11 protein-coding genes are annotated in these 13,658 nt (G+C 60.6%); 5 read left to right on the top strand and 6 right to left on the bottom strand.

The genetic code is table 11. From position 1 onward, the window contains the following. Positions 1–29: 29 nt before the first annotated feature. Both SOP97_RS01540 and SOP97_RS01535 read left to right on the top strand, forming a co-directional pair. A complete protein-coding gene (locus tag SOP97_RS01540; RefSeq protein ID WP_274087797.1) occupies positions 30–2,165 on the top strand; it encodes a type I secretion system permease/ATPase in 2,136 nt (711 codons plus the stop codon). 19 nt (positions 2,166–2,184) lie between these two features. Further along, positions 2,185–3,531, top strand: a complete 1,347-nt coding sequence (locus SOP97_RS01535) for an HlyD family type I secretion periplasmic adaptor subunit (RefSeq protein WP_322948017.1) — start codon at positions 2,185–2,187, stop codon at positions 3,529–3,531. A gap of 194 nt (positions 3,532–3,725) precedes the next feature. Here the strand turns inward: SOP97_RS01535 and mmsB are convergent, their stop codons facing one another. The 6 genes from mmsB to SOP97_RS01505 all read right to left on the bottom strand — a co-directional run bounded on the left by mmsB (position 3,726) and on the right by SOP97_RS01505 (position 10,896). Then, the gene (gene mmsB, locus SOP97_RS01530) at positions 3,726–4,610 is read right to left on the bottom strand and encodes a 3-hydroxyisobutyrate dehydrogenase (protein ID WP_322947872.1); all 885 of its coding nucleotides are present in this window, start codon (positions 4,608–4,610) and stop codon (positions 3,726–3,728) included. A 133-nt stretch (positions 4,611–4,743) separates the two neighbouring features. Beyond that, the gene (locus SOP97_RS01525; protein WP_322947870.1) at positions 4,744–5,847 is read right to left on the bottom strand and encodes an enoyl-CoA hydratase/isomerase family protein; all 1,104 of its coding nucleotides are present in this window, start codon (positions 5,845–5,847) and stop codon (positions 4,744–4,746) included. 117 nt (positions 5,848–5,964) lie between these two features. Continuing rightward, the gene (locus SOP97_RS01520; RefSeq protein WP_322947868.1) at positions 5,965–6,783 is read right to left on the bottom strand and encodes an enoyl-CoA hydratase; all 819 of its coding nucleotides are present in this window, start codon (positions 6,781–6,783) and stop codon (positions 5,965–5,967) included. 66 nt (positions 6,784–6,849) lie between these two features. Beyond that, positions 6,850–8,016: an isobutyryl-CoA dehydrogenase gene (locus SOP97_RS01515; protein WP_322947866.1), complete on the bottom strand. Its 1,167-nt coding sequence runs from the start codon at positions 8,014–8,016 to the stop codon at positions 6,850–6,852. Between the two features lie 6 nt (positions 8,017–8,022). Beyond that, a complete protein-coding gene (locus SOP97_RS01510; protein ID WP_322947864.1) occupies positions 8,023–9,270 on the bottom strand; it encodes an ABC transporter substrate-binding protein in 1,248 nt (415 codons plus the stop codon). 117 nt (positions 9,271–9,387) lie between these two features. Beyond that, the gene (locus SOP97_RS01505; protein ID WP_322947862.1) at positions 9,388–10,896 is read right to left on the bottom strand and encodes a CoA-acylating methylmalonate-semialdehyde dehydrogenase; all 1,509 of its coding nucleotides are present in this window, start codon (positions 10,894–10,896) and stop codon (positions 9,388–9,390) included. 141 nt (positions 10,897–11,037) lie between these two features. On the opposite strand from SOP97_RS01505, the gene SOP97_RS01500 reads away from it, so the two are divergent. From SOP97_RS01500 to ung, 3 genes are all read left to right on the top strand, one after another. Beyond that, positions 11,038–11,919: an AraC family transcriptional regulator gene (locus SOP97_RS01500; RefSeq protein WP_322947860.1), complete on the top strand. Its 882-nt coding sequence runs from the start codon at positions 11,038–11,040 to the stop codon at positions 11,917–11,919. A gap of 176 nt (positions 11,920–12,095) precedes the next feature. Continuing rightward, the gene (locus SOP97_RS01495; RefSeq protein ID WP_322947858.1) at positions 12,096–12,866 is read left to right on the top strand and encodes a hypothetical protein; all 771 of its coding nucleotides are present in this window, start codon (positions 12,096–12,098) and stop codon (positions 12,864–12,866) included. 90 nt (positions 12,867–12,956) lie between these two features. Next, a complete protein-coding gene (gene ung, locus SOP97_RS01490) occupies positions 12,957–13,655 on the top strand; it encodes a uracil-DNA glycosylase (protein WP_274087806.1) in 699 nt (232 codons plus the stop codon). Positions 13,656–13,658: the final 3 nt, after the last annotated feature.

Here is a 13,658-nt window from a genome sequence, read left to right as displayed (position 1 = left end):
GAATCTTTGTGGCAGTAGACCCCAGCCCGATGCAAACCCGTAGTGATCCGCGCGATCGCTACGACGACCCACTGCTAGACAGCCTGTTGTCGCTCTGTAGCTTGCACCAAAAGTCGGTCAGCCGTGCCATGCTCACGGCTGGCTTGCCGTTGCCTGAGCAGCGTTTGAGCGCCGAGCTGCTGCCACGTGCAGCGGCGCGTGCGGGGTTGCAAGGGCGTTGGTTGCGGCGTGCGCTGGAGAAGATTCCGGCCTTGGCTATGCCCGCTTTGTTGTTGCTGCGCGATGGCCGCAGCGCCATTTTGCTGGGGTGGGATGATCAAGGCCGTGCGCGCATCATGCCCAGCGAAAGCGAGGGTGGTGAGCTGTCTGTGAGTGCCGAGGCGCTGGCTGAGGATTACAGCGGACGGGTGTTCTTTGCTCAACCGCTGCATAAGTTCGACTTCAACCGCGGCGAGTTGATTCCGCGCGCCACTTCTTGGTTTCGCGACACCCTCAAACGTTCGCGCTGGCTGTATATCGATGCCATTGCGGCGAGTTTTCTGATCAACCTGATCGGCCTGGCCACGCCGCTGTTCGTGATGAACGTATATGACCGAGTAGTGCCCAATCAGGCCGAAGCGACCCTGTGGGTGTTGGCAATTGGCATCACCGGGGTGTTTTGCTTCGACTTGTTGCTGAAAACCTTGCGCGGTCTGTGTCTGGATTTGGCGGGCAAGAAGACTGACTTGATTATCTCCGCCACGTTGTTCGAACGCATCGTTGGGATGGCCATGAAGTTCCGTCCTGCGCGGGTTGGTAGCTTTGCGCAGAACATCCATGAGTTTCAAAGCCTGCGCGATTTTCTTGCCTCGCTGACCCTGGCCAGCGTGATTGACTTGCCGTTTACCCTGTTGATTCTCGCCGTGATCGCCATGATCGGCGGGCATTTGGTATGGATTCCGGTGCTCGCTTTTCCGCTGGTGGCGCTGATTGGCTGGACGCTGCAACGCCCGCTGGCCGAGACTATGCAGCGCACCATGGCCCTGGCTGGTGAGCGTCAGTCGAGTTTGATCGAGAGCCTGGCGGGGCTGGATGCGGTCAAGGTGAATAACGCCGAAAGTGAGCGCCAATACCTGTGGGAGCAGACCATCGGCACCCTCAGTCGTCTGGAGCTGCGCGCGCGCATGCTCTCAAGCCTGGCGATGAACGCCACCATGCTGCTGCAGCAACTGGCGGGTGTGGTGGTGATCGTGCTAGGGGTGTACCAGATTATCGACGGCAACCTGAGCATGGGTGGGCTAATTGCGTGCTACATGCTCAGTAGCCGTGCGCTGGGCCCGCTGACGCAGATTTCCGGTTTGCTCACGCGTTATCAGCAAGCCAGGATCACCCTCGATTCAGTCAATCAGATGATGGAGTTGCCGCAGGAGCGTCAGGCCGATGAGCGGCCGCTCAAGCGCCAATCGCTGCAGGGCGCCATCGAGTTTCGGCAGCTGGATTTTCATTACCCGGATCAGCAGCAGGCTGCTTTGCAGGGCATCAACCTGATCGTTCGGCCTGGTGAGAAAATTGGCATTATCGGCCGCAGTGGGTCGGGCAAAAGCTCGCTGGCCAAGCTGATTGTCGGTCTGTATCAGCCGGATGCCGGTAGCTTGCTGGTCGACGGTATTGACGTACGCCAACTGGATGTCAGCGACTTGCGGCATAACATCGGTTATGTGCCACAAGACATTCAGCTGTTCAGCGGCACCTTGCGTGACAATCTGGTGTCCGGCGCGCGCTATGTGGAAGACGAGCTGGTGTTGCAGGCCGCTGAGTTGGCTGGCGTGCATGAGTTCGTTCGCCTGCACCCGAAAGGCTATGAGCTGCAGGTGGGGGAACGCGGCCAGAACCTCTCCGGCGGCCAGCGACAGAACGTTGCCTTGGCGCGTGCGTTGCTGCTTGACCCACCTATTCTGCTGCTCGATGAACCTACCAGCGCCATGGACAACACCGGTGAAGAGCGCCTCAAGCAGCGTTTGTCTGCGGTGATTGGCACTAAAACCCTGCTGCTGGTCACTCACCGTGCGTCGATGCTCAGCCTGGTCGACCGGCTGATCATTGTCGATCGCGGACAGATCATCGCCGACGGGCCAAAAGGCAGCGTGATGGAAGCGTTGAAGAAGGGGCAGATCAGTGTCAGCTAAAGTGCCCGAGAAAAAGAGCCTGCGTCAGGCCGTTGCCGCCTATTTTGGCAGTGACGATGAGCTGGGCGATGAGCCGCTGCCTGAGGTCAATAAAGCGCTGATTGAGGACGCGCCACGGGTGGTACGCCTCACCATCTGGGGGCTGATTGCCTTTGTGGTGTTCTGCTTACTGTGGGCGAATTTCGCCGTGGTTGATGAGGTGACGCGCGGTGATGGCAAGGCGATTCCATCCTCGCGGCTGCAGAAAATCCAGAACCTAGAAGGCGGAATCGTCGCTGAGCTGTTTGTCCGCGAGGGGCAGATCGTCAACGCGGGTGACCCACTGTTGCGCCTTGATGACACCCGCTTTGCCTCCAATGTCGGTGAAACAGAGGCCGATCGTCTGGCCCTGCTGCTGCGGGTTGAGCGACTCAGCGCCGAAGTGCAGGACCGCGAGCTGGTGGTGGCCGATGAGGTGCGCGAAAAGGCGCCGAGGCAGGCGGATAACGAAATTCAGCTGTTCAACAGTCGCAAGCAGCAATTGCTCGATGAAGTGGCTGGCTTGGAAGAGCAGTTGATTCAGCGCCAACAGGAATTGCGCGAGTTTGTCTCTAAGCAGGGGCAGTTCCGCAACAGCCTCAGCCTACTGCGTCAGGAAATACGTATGTCTGAACCGCTGGTGGCTCAGGGGGCGATTTCCCAAGTAGAAGTGCTGCGCCTAAAACGCGCCGAAGTGGAGGCCCGTGGCCAGCTGGAGGCCACTACTCTGGCCATACCGCGCGCCGAGTCGGCGATCAAGGAGGTCGAGCGCAAGATCGATGAAACCCGTGGGCGCTTCCGCAGCGATGCGCTGACTCAGCTCAACGAGGCGCGCACCGAACTGAGCAAAATTCAGTCAACCGGTAAGGCGCTGGAAGATCGGGTCAACCGCACTCTGGTGATTTCTCCGGTACGCGGCATCGTCAAACAGCTGTTGGTCACCACCATCGGCGGGGTGATTCAGCCGGGCAGCGACCTGGTGGAGATCGTGCCGCTGGGTGAGAACCTGCTGGTTGAGGCGCGTATTCGCCCGCAGGACATCGCTTTCCTGCATCCGGGGCAGGAGGCGATGGTCAAGTTCACGGCCTATGACTACACCATCTATGGCGGACTCAAGGCTGAGCTGGAGCAGATTGGTGCAGATACGGTAACCGACGATGATGGCAACAGTTTTTACGTGATCAAGCTGCGCACCAACAAAAGCCATTTGGGCAGCGAGGAGCATCCCTTGTTGATTATTCCTGGCATGGTCGCTTCGGTGGATATCATCACCGGTAAGAAGAGTGTGCTCAGTTACCTGCTCAAGCCGATTATCCGTGCTCGCGCCGAGGCATTGCGCGAACGTTGAGTGGTTGAAGGTCTGCATAGAAAAGCCGCAGTTATCTGCGGCTTTTTGCTGTCTGGGGTGCGCGCGAGCAGCGCTTAGCGACGCGCTTTGGCTGCGATCAATCGGGCGCTTCCGCGCTATGACGGATGAGTCCGCTGCCAGGCGCTCGCGGCTGCTTTACCCTCCGCTTTATTAAGGCTACAAACGTCTCACGCTTACTCGATAAACAACTGCTGCACCACCGAGAAGTCCTGCTTGCCTTTACCCTGCTTGAGCAGCAGCCGATAGAGCTGCAAGGCCAGCGCGCCCATGGGGGTGCTGCTGCCGCTGGCTTGGGCGGCTTCCTGCGCCAGGCCCAGGTCCTTGGCCATCAGCTCGGCCATAAAGCCGCCGCTGTAGCCTTTGGAGGCAGGGGCGTTTTCCATGACGCCGGGCCAGGGGTTGTACTTCTCCAGCGTCCAGTTGCCGCCTGAGCTCTGGCGCATGATCTCGGCCAGCACCGCGGGTTCAAGGCCGTTGGCTACGCCCATGGCCATGGCTTCGGCGGTGGCGATCATTTGCACGGCGAGCACTTGGTTGTTGCACACCTTGGCGACTTGGCCTGCACCGGCGGGGCCGGCGTGGAAGATGTTCTTGCCCATGGCTTCGAAAATCGAACGGGCTTTTTCCAGGGTTTCTGCTGCGCCGCCGATCATAAAGGTCAGGGTGCCCGCCGCCGCGCCAGCGGTGCCGCCGGATACCGGGGCGTCGAGCAGTTCGATACCACGCGCCTGCGCGGCTTGGTGCACCTTGCGCGCAGACTCAGGGGCGATGGTTGAGCATTCCAACACCAAGCTGCCGGGCTTGAGCGCCGCCAGCAGGCTGCTATCACCCAGGTACAGACCTTCAACATGACGGCTGGCCGGCAGCATGCTCACCACCACATCGGCATTCTGCACCGCCTCCAGTGCGCTGCTGGCAGGGAGTGCGCCATCTTTGGCCAAATCCTCAACGGCAGCTTGCAGCAGGTCGAAGACGTTTAAGTTGAAGCCAGCCTTGAGCAGGTTGCGCGCCATGGGCAGGCCCATGTGACCGAGGCCGATAAAAGCGATTGTTGTCATTGTTATGCTCCTGTCGCGCTGAATAACGTTCGGGTAGCCGTGTAGGGTGGATGACGCTTCACCTATCTACCGGCCGCGGTCTTATCGGTGGATGAAAAAGCGTCATCCACCCTACGCACTGAGTTGATATGCCTTACAGATCCGCCAGCGGATTAGCGCCGTCCCACACCGGCTCGAAGTGCGCTTCGATCACCTCGACAGGAATGCTCGCCAGATCCGGCCAGTGCCAGCACGGCGCATGGTCTTTGTCGATCAGCCGCGCGCGTACGCCTTCGGGGAATTCCGGGTGGCGGCAGCAGTTCAGGCTGATGGCGTATTCCATGCGGAATACTTCGGCCAGGGACAGGTGCTTGGCGCGCTTAATTTGCTCCCACACCAGGTGCCCGGTCAGCGGGCAACCGCCGGTCAGTGTTTTGCCTGCGCGGGCCAGCAGCGGGTCGTGATCGTTTTGCAGTTCGCTGATCGCTTGCCAGGCATGGGGCAGGTCGGCGCTGTCGAGCAGTGCATCGATGCGCGCGCGGCGCGGCAGCCACTGCGCTTCCGGCAGTTCAGTAAGGGCTTGGTTTTCCAGCGCCTTGAGCAGACTGTGCAGTTGTTGCGCGCTTTGTTCTTGCCAATTGAGCTGGGCCAGGCCATCGAGCAGGTCGTCTTGCTGGCTGTCGAGCAATACGCGGTCGGCCAGGTTTAAATCCAGTGCGTCACGGGCGTTGATGCTGCTGGCGGTCAGACCGAGGAATAGCCCGAGCTTGCCCGGCAGGCGGGCGAGGAACCAGCTGCCACCGACATCCGGGTACAGGCCGATGTTTACTTCCGGCATGCCCAAGCGGCTGCCTGGGGTGACGATGCGAATACCGGCACCTTGCATCAGCCCCATGCCGCCGCCCAGCACATGACCATGGGCCCAGCAGATAAAGGGTTTCGGGTAGGTGTGGATGCGGTGGTCGAGACGGTATTCGTCAGCAAAGAAGCGCCGAGCCAGGGGCGGTACTTCACCGGGATGCTCGCGGCATTGTTGCACCAGCTGCACCACGTCGCCGCCGGCGCAGAAGGCTTTGGGACCATTGCCACGCAACAGTACACAGGCAATGCTCGGGTCATCGGCCCAGGCTTTGAGCTGGGCATCCAGCGCTTCGATCATCGGCAGTGACAGGGCATTCAGGCTTTTCTCGGCATCCAGGCTGGCGATGCCGATACGCATGCCGTGTTGGGCGGGGCGTTCTTCAAATTGCACGTTCATCATGTGTCCCTGCTGCACGGGGCTGCTTGTTCAGCTCAGCCGGCTTAATAGGTTTGTCGGAGGGACTTTAGCGGCGATAGGGCTGTAATCGCGGCTAAAGCTCCTTCCATGAGCGGATTATTTATTGCGCCACTGCGGGTCGCGTTTTTCCAGAAAGGCGTTGACCCCTTCACGGGTGTCATCGGCGTCGAACAGGTCGACAAAGCGCTCACGCTCCTCGCTCAGCCAGGTATTCGGGCTGCGCTCGCGTGCGCCCTGCAGCAGTGGCTTGATGGTGCGCACCGCCACCGGGCTTTGCCGCGCGACCTTGGCCGCCAGCAGCAGGGCGTGGCCGCGGGCTTCGCCGCTGTCGACCACTTGCTCGACCAAACCAATGCGCAGGGCGGTTTCCGCATCGAGGCGCTCGCCGCAGAGAATCATCCGTTTGGCCCAGCCTTCGCCGATCAGCCAGGCCAGGTTTTGCGTACCGCCCGCGCAGGGCAGCAGGCCTACCGAGGCTTCCGGCAGGGCCATTTGTGCCTGACGCTCGGCAATGCGGATGTCGCAGGCCAGGGCGCATTCCAGGCCACCGCCCATGGCATAGCCGTTCAGTGCGGCAATCGACACCCCGCGAAAATCGCGAAGCGCCTCGAAGGCCTCACCGAAGCGTCGGGCCATTTCCCGGGCGCGGGCCTTATCTCCATCGGCAAATAGCTTGAGGTCGGCGCCGGCGCTGAAGAACTTGCCGCCTTGGCCGGTGATCACCAGGGCATAGATATCGTCATCGCGGTTGAGGTGTTCAACCAGCTGCTTGAGGCCGATCAGCGAGTCGCGATCCCAGGTATTGGCAGGCGGGTTGTTAAGGGTGATCAGTGCCGTGTGGCCGTGCTTTTCCACGGTGATCTTGTGAGTCAGGTCGAATACACCGGGGCTGTAGGGTTCGATGGCGTGGCTCATGGGTGTCCTCATGTGGGCTGATGCAGGCAGCTTGTTGCTGCCACCTGCGGGTCAAGGATTCAGGCTCTATAGCAGGCGATCCAGCATGCCGCCCTGGTCGAGCAGGCGCCGGGCGATGATCACCCGCATGATTTCGTTGGTGCCTTCGAGAATCTGGTGCACACGGCTGTCACGCACCCAGCGCTCCAGCGGGTAATCATTCAGGTAGCCGTAACCGCCATGCAGCTGCAGCGCCTCGTTACACAGGTTGAAGCAGTGGTCGGTGGCAAAGCGCTTAGCCATGGCGCAATACAGGCTGGCCTCGCTGTGGCCATGGTCGAGCTTATGCGCGGCCAACCGCACCATCTGCCGGCTGGCGGTGAGGTCGGTGAGCATGTCGGCCAGTTTGAACTGCAAGGATTGGAAGTCGCTCAGCGGCTTGCCGAATTGCTTGCGCTCTTCGACGTAGCGCAGCGACTGCTCCAGCGCCGCTTGTGCAGCGCCCAGCGAGCAGCTGGCGATATTGATGCGCCCGCCATCCAGGCCCTTCATCGCGTAGACGAAGCCTTGGCCTTCCGGGCCGATGCGGTTGCCCGCCGGGATACGCACGCCTTCAAAGGTGATGGTGCGCGTCGGCTGGGCGCGCCAGCCCATCTTCAATTCATTGCGGCCGTACTTCACGCCCTCGGCGTCGGCCGGCACCAGGAAGCAGGACACGCCTTTGGCACCGCTTTCCTCACCGGTGCGCGCCATGACGATCAGCACATCAGTGGAGCCGGCGCCGGAGATAAAGCATTTACTGCCGTCCAGCACGTAGTCATCACCATCGCGCTTGGCGCGGGTGCGCAGGTGCGCGGCGTCGGAGCCGGCGTCGGGTTCGGTGAGGCAGTAGGAGGCCAGCAGTTCGCCGCTGACCAGGCGCGGCAGCCAGGCATCTTTCAATGCCTGGTCGGCGAAGGAGGCGAGCATCCATGAAGCCATGTTGTGAATGGTCAGAAACGCCGTGGTGGCGATACAGCCAGCGGCGAGCTGTTCGAAGATCAGCGAGGCAGACAATCGCGACAAGCCCAGGCCGCCGTCCTCTTCGCCGATGTACAGGGCCAGGTAGCCCTGCTCGGCGGCGCGCTTGATTACGTCTACCGGGAAGTGGTGGTCGCGATCCCAGTCGGCGGCATGCGGCGCCAGCTCGCGGCTGGCAAATTGGCGGGCGCTGTCGACCAGCAGGCGTTGTTCATCGCTGAGTTCGAAATCCATAAGTCCTCATTGCAGGGTTAGGGGTTGCCCGGCGGCGCGTCGTTCGGCTTGCCATTCGGCAAGGCTGGGCGCCGCTTGGGAGGCGTCGAGTCGGTCGACGATTTCAAAATAGTCTTGCTTGAACGGGTCCTTGAGCACCTCGGCGCGGGTTTTGACTTTGACCGCATACACCGTCTGCACGTTCTGGTGGTCGAAGGCACGCCAGGTTTGTGGGTCCTTGAGTAGCTGGTACTGATGACCTTCCAGGGCCTTGATCAGCGCTTCGCTGTCCAGGCTGTCTGCGCGTTTGGCGGCATCGGCCCACTGATAGACGATGCTGTAGGCCGATGCTGCGGAGCTGGACGGGTAGGTGCTGTAACGCTCGCTGAAGGATTTGACGAAGGCTTCGCCGTGTACGGATTTTTCCAGTGCCGGCACGCGCCAGGTCCAGGGTTCGCTGCCGATAACGCCTTCCATCAGGCCGGGGCCCGCTTGTTCGACGATGCTCTGGGTCAGGTTCGGCGCAACGATTTGCATGCGTTCGGTGAGGCCAAGGTCCTTGGCGATGCGCATGGCGCGCACCAGGTCTTCACCGAACAGCACCAGAGCGAGCACCTCGGCGTTGCTGGCGGCAGCTTGGCTAAGTGCGTCTTGGTAGTCGGCCAGGCGCGCACCCGGAAAGGCAACTTTGAGGCCGGGGTGTTGAGTGCTGTCTGCGCTGCCAGTGGTTTGCCGCAAGGAGCTTTCGCTGGTGTGGCCCCAGGTGTAATCGGAGGTGATGTAGAAGTAGCGTTTGTCCGGCAGATTTTTACTCAGGTATTGGCCTAACACCCGCGCGCTCATCCAGGCATTGTTGCTCTCGCGGAACATATAGCGATGGCCGTCTTTGCCGGTGGTGTCGTTGGAGTAGGTGAGGGTGCCGAAGTACAGCAGCCCATGTTCTGCTGCGCGCTTGCCGGAGGCGATGGCCACGGCGCTGGATGAGCCGCCAAACAGCATGGCCGCGCCTTCACTGGCCAGCTTGTCGACGTTTTTCACGGCCTTGGCCGGACGCGAAGCGGTGTCTTTGCTCGACAGGCGCAGCGTGCGCCCCAGGACTCCGCCTTGGGCGTTAAGCTCGTCGATGGCCAGCAAGGCTCCGCGCATCTGGGCCAACCCCTCTTCCTTATAAGGGCCTGTGCGTGGGTAGTTGAGGCCGAGGGTGATCGGCTCAGCCGCTTGCGCGCAGGCGGTAAGCCCGGCCCAGAGGGCCAGGGCGGCAGTCAGTTGTTTCATTGCAATCCTCCATGTTGTTTTTATGTCAAAGCACTGTGAGGCTCTGGCACGCAAGGAGGCATTGTCTTTTGGTCTAAACAACTGGGTATTGCAGTGGATCAATACGGCTACGGGTTCTCATTTCAATTGAATGGTCATATTCGGGCTGGCCGGCATTCCGGCGGCTACGGCCTCTTCATCAAACCAGCGGCTGGTGACCGTTTTGGTTTCGGTAAAGAAACGCACCCCTTGTTTACCATAGGCGTGCAGGTCGCCATAGAACGAGCCCTTCCAACCCGTGAAAGAGAAGAACGGCAGCGGCACCGGCACCGGTACGTTGATGCCGACCTGGCCGACTTCCACTGCGTGCTGGTAATGCCGCGCCGCGCCGCCGGAGCGGGTGAAGATCGAGGTGCCGTTGCCGTATGGGCTGGCGTTGACCAGTTCGATGGCGTCTTCCAGGGTGTCGACTTCCATGCACACCAGCACCGGGCCGAAGATTTCCTCGCGGTACAGGCTCATCTTGGTTGTCACGCCGCGAAACAGTGTGGCGCCGATCCAGTTGCCATTGGGGTAGCCCTCGACCGCACAATGCGAGCCATCCAGCAGGCATTCGGCGCCTTCCGCTTTGCCTTCGGCGATCAGCCGTAGCACGCGCTGTTTCGCTTGCTGGCTGATCAGCGGGCCGAAGGCGGCGTGGCCGTCGGTCCAGTAGCCGGGCTGCAGGTCGGTCATCTGCGCCTGCAGTTCGTCGATCCACTGTTTCGATTCGCCGACAAATACCGCCACGCTAATCGCCATACAGCGCTGCCCGGCCGCGCCACAACTGGCGCCGACCAGGTTGCTCAGCACCTGCTGCTTGTTGGCGTCGGGCATGATCACCATATGGTTCTTCGCCCCGGCGAAGGCCTGCACACGCTTCAGGTGCGCGGTGCCGGTGCGGTAGATGTGCTGTCCGACTGGCACCGAGCCGACGAAGGAGATGGCACGAATGTCCGGGTGGGTCAGCAGGCTGTCGACCACTTCGCGTGCGCCATGCAACACCTGCAACACGCCCTTGGGCGCACCGGCTTCGATAAACAGCTCGGCCAGGCGGTTGGGGGTCAGCGGGTCTTGTTCGGACGGCTTGAGAATAAAGGTGTTACCGGCGGCGATGGCCAGGGGGAACATCCACAGCGGAATCATCGCCGGGAAGTTGAACGGGGTAACGCCGACGCATACGCCCAGCGGCTGAATCCAGCTGGCGGTGTCGATATCGCGGGCCACGTTCTCCATGGTCTCGCCCATCATCAGGCTGGCGATGTTGCAGGCCTGCTCGACCACTTCGATACCGCGCCAGACATCACCCTTGGCATCGGCCAGGGTCTTGCCGGTTTCGCCGGCGAGAATTTCCGCCAGTTCGTCGTGGTGTTCTTTGAGTAGATGCTGGTAACGCAGCATCACCCGCGCACGGTCGGAGACTGGCACGTCGCGCCAGGTGAGGAAGGCGGCCTTGGCGCTGGCAATCGCGGCTTCGATCTCCTCGGCAGTGGCCTTGGGCGCCAGGGCCAGTACCTCTTGAGTGGCCGGGTCGGTGACTTCGATAAATTCACGGGCGCGACTTTCGCGCCATTCACCGTCGATCAACTGTGGGATTGCCTTGGCCATGCGGGTATTCCTCGTGGCGAACCGCTGTTGGGCTCGATTGTTATTGTTTGGTTGTTATAGCGGCACTACGGTGCTTTGTGGATTGACGATCTTGGCCGCTGGATGGACTATCTTGTGCTTGAAATCTAATAGGACTGCCCGATGCCAGCCTATGTCGAGACCTCCAACTGGCCCTTGCCCGCTAACGGCGTGCGCTTTATCACGCCGCCCCGCTTGCGCCGCCTGCTGGCTCGTAGCCCTTTAGCTCATGGCTGCTACCCGCTGGCTCTGGGGTTCTACCCGCAAGCTGCAGGGCACCGTATGCATCGCCCGCAGCCGGAGGATCACCTGCTGATCTACTGCCGCGCCGGGCAGGGCTGGCTGGACACGCCTGATGGACGATTAGCTGTCAGTGGTGGCGATTTGCTGCTGTTGCCAAAAGGCGTGGCGCATACCTATGGCGCGGACGCGCAGAAGCCCTGGACCCTGTACTGGGTGCATTTTGATGGTGAGTTGGTGGCGGATTTTCTCAAGCCGTTGGGTAAGGGGCCGCTGTGGCGCATTGGCGTGCAGCCACGGCTGCTGGCCGAATTCGATGCGTTACTGAATCTGCGTAAGCAGGGCTTGAACCCGCCGCACTTTATTCATGCGGCGCATCAATTACAGGTGTTGCTGACATCCCTGGCGGTGCTGCCGGCGCGTGCCACACTGAAGTCTGGGCGGGTGCTGGATGTGGACGCGGTGCAGGCGGTGATGCGCGCGCATTTGCATGACTCGCTGAACCTCGATGAGCTGGCCGCGCAGTTCAAACTGTCCCGTTTTCACTTCGCCAAGACCTACCGTGCACTGACCGGGCATGCGCCGATTCAGGACTTTATCCAGCTAAAAATGGCTCACGCCTGCCGCCTTCTTGATGAGGGCGAGCAGGGCATTCGTCAGGTGGCGGAGCAGTTGGGTTATGACGATGTGTATTACTTTTCGCGGCTATTTCGCAAAGTAGTGGGCATGGCGCCTAGTCATTATCGGGCGTTGCATCAGGGCTGATGCTGCCTTGCATTCTTTAGTAAATAAGCCGTGCAGCAGGTGGTGTTTGCCAGATTTCTGCCTTATACATGAAGTGCTGCCGAAGGCCCCGGCACACTAATAAAGTCATTAAGCTGGCCCACAACGGTCGGTAGGGACACTGTTAGTACGAGGTCATATTGAGACGCCTAGCCTGGATGCTGCTTCTGTTGTTGCCCGTCACGGTAGTGGCCGCACCTGTCAGTCTTTACACCTACCATCGCCAGCCCCCCTTCGTTCTGGAGTTAGAGCCGCGCACGGGCCTTATGTTTGAGGTGGCTGCGCTGCTGAATCAGCAAGCCGACGCTCAGCAAACCTATGATGCCCGTGTGCTGCCGCGCGCACGCTTAAACCAAACCTTGGCGGGTTGGCTAGACGGCAGTTGTGCAGGGCCAGGGGCGCCAGGTTGTGATGACAACTGGATGCTGCTTTGGGTTATCCCCGCGTGGGGCTGGGGCGAGAGGGCTGAGCAGCGATTTCTCTGGGTTGATCTGTTCAAAGATGAAGACCTGGTGGTTTCAACGCAGCAGCATAAGGTTCCTTACCGCAACGCCAACTCGCTGATCGGTCAACGCTTCGCCGCGTTGCGCGGGCATCACTACCCAATGGGCGTTGAAGAGCTGATGCAGCAAGGCAAAATTGACCGCGAAGATGGAAATGATGTGCGCGCCTCGCTGATGCGTATCCACTCACGGCGGGCCGCGGTAACCATTATTCGTCGTTTGGCGTTCAACTATTACCTGCAGAACGATCCGCAGTTGATGTCAATTGCGGCTGATTTCTACGTGGCCAAGCAACCGTTCAACCAGTTCACCTTGCAGGCCATGATTCCCAGAAGCCGTCCAGATTTACGCGACGTGCTTGAGCGCGCTAAGGCTGATCCCGCCTGGGCCGCATTATTTGCCCGCTACGGGATTAAGCCACTCTAGAGTGAGCAATATGGGGCATGCCTGTCTGCTTGACTTGCCGATGAGGCTTCCTTAGCGTGCCGTCTCCGTTGGTACAGGCAGGACATAGGCATGAGCGCTGCAGATAACGTCAAACTCGAAGCCGGCTGGAAAGCTGCGCTGCGCGAGGAGTTCGAAAAGCCCTATATGCGTGAGCTGGGCGACTTTCTGCGGGCGGAGAAGGCGGCGGGCAAAGAGATCTACCCACCGGGTGCGCTGATTTTTAATGCCTTGAATTCCACGCCATTGGCGGCAGTCAAGGTGGTGGTGATCGGCCAGGACCCTTACCACGGGCCGGGGCAGGCCCATGGTCTGTGCTTCTCGGTGCAGCCTGGGGTGAAAACCCCGCCGTCGCTGGTGAACATCTATAAAGAGCTCAAGCGCGACCTGAATATCGACATCCCCAGTCACGGCAACCTGCAGCATTGGGCGGAGCAGGGCGTGTTGCTGCTCAACACCTCATTAACCGTGGAGCATGGCATCGCCGGTTCCCACGCCAAAATCGGCTGGCAAACCTTCACCGATAAGGTGATCGAAGTGGTCAGCCAGCAGCAGGAGCGGCTGGTATTTCTGCTGTGGGGCGCGCATGCGCAGAGCAAGGAAAAACTCATCGACTCCAGCAAGCATCTGGTGCTGAAATCTGTACACCCTTCGCCGCTATCAGCGCACCGTGGCTTTATCGGCAATGGCCATTTCAACCGTACCAACAAGTTCCTGCAGCAGCATGAACTGAGCCCGATCGACTGGCGCTTACCCGAGCCTGCTTGCTAGAAC

Source organism: Pseudomonas spirodelae (assembly GCF_034653255.1).
Taxonomy (GTDB): Bacteria; Pseudomonadota; Gammaproteobacteria; order Pseudomonadales; family Pseudomonadaceae; genus Aquipseudomonas; species Aquipseudomonas spirodelae.
Note: the sequence above shows the minus strand (reverse complement) of the source record. Positions and strands in the feature narration are given on the sequence as shown.

Excerpts from the sequence above, each read along its gene's own strand:
- SOP97_RS01540 (WP_274087797.1), top strand. The coding sequence starts at position 30 with ATGCAAACCCGTAGTGATCCGCGCGATCGCTACGACGACCCACTGCTA.
- SOP97_RS01500 (WP_322947860.1), top strand. The coding sequence starts at position 11,038 with ATGCCAGCCTATGTCGAGACCTCCAACTGGCCCTTGCCCGCTAACGGC.
- SOP97_RS01520 (WP_322947868.1), bottom strand. The coding sequence starts at position 6,783 with ATGAGCCACGCCATCGAACCCTACAGCCCCGGTGTATTCGACCTGACT.
- SOP97_RS01515 (WP_322947866.1), bottom strand. The coding sequence starts at position 8,016 with ATGGATTTCGAACTCAGCGATGAACAACGCCTGCTGGTCGACAGCGCC.
- SOP97_RS01510 (WP_322947864.1), bottom strand. The coding sequence starts at position 9,270 with ATGAAACAACTGACTGCCGCCCTGGCCCTCTGGGCCGGGCTTACCGCC.
- mmsB (WP_322947872.1), bottom strand. The coding sequence starts at position 4,610 with ATGACAACAATCGCTTTTATCGGCCTCGGTCACATGGGCCTGCCCATG.
- ung (WP_274087806.1), top strand. The coding sequence starts at position 12,957 with ATGAGCGCTGCAGATAACGTCAAACTCGAAGCCGGCTGGAAAGCTGCG.
- SOP97_RS01525 (WP_322947870.1), bottom strand. The coding sequence starts at position 5,847 with ATGAACGTGCAATTTGAAGAACGCCCCGCCCAACACGGCATGCGTATC.
- SOP97_RS01505 (WP_322947862.1), bottom strand. The coding sequence starts at position 10,896 with ATGGCCAAGGCAATCCCACAGTTGATCGACGGTGAATGGCGCGAAAGT.
- SOP97_RS01495 (WP_322947858.1), top strand. The coding sequence starts at position 12,096 with ATGCTGCTTCTGTTGTTGCCCGTCACGGTAGTGGCCGCACCTGTCAGT.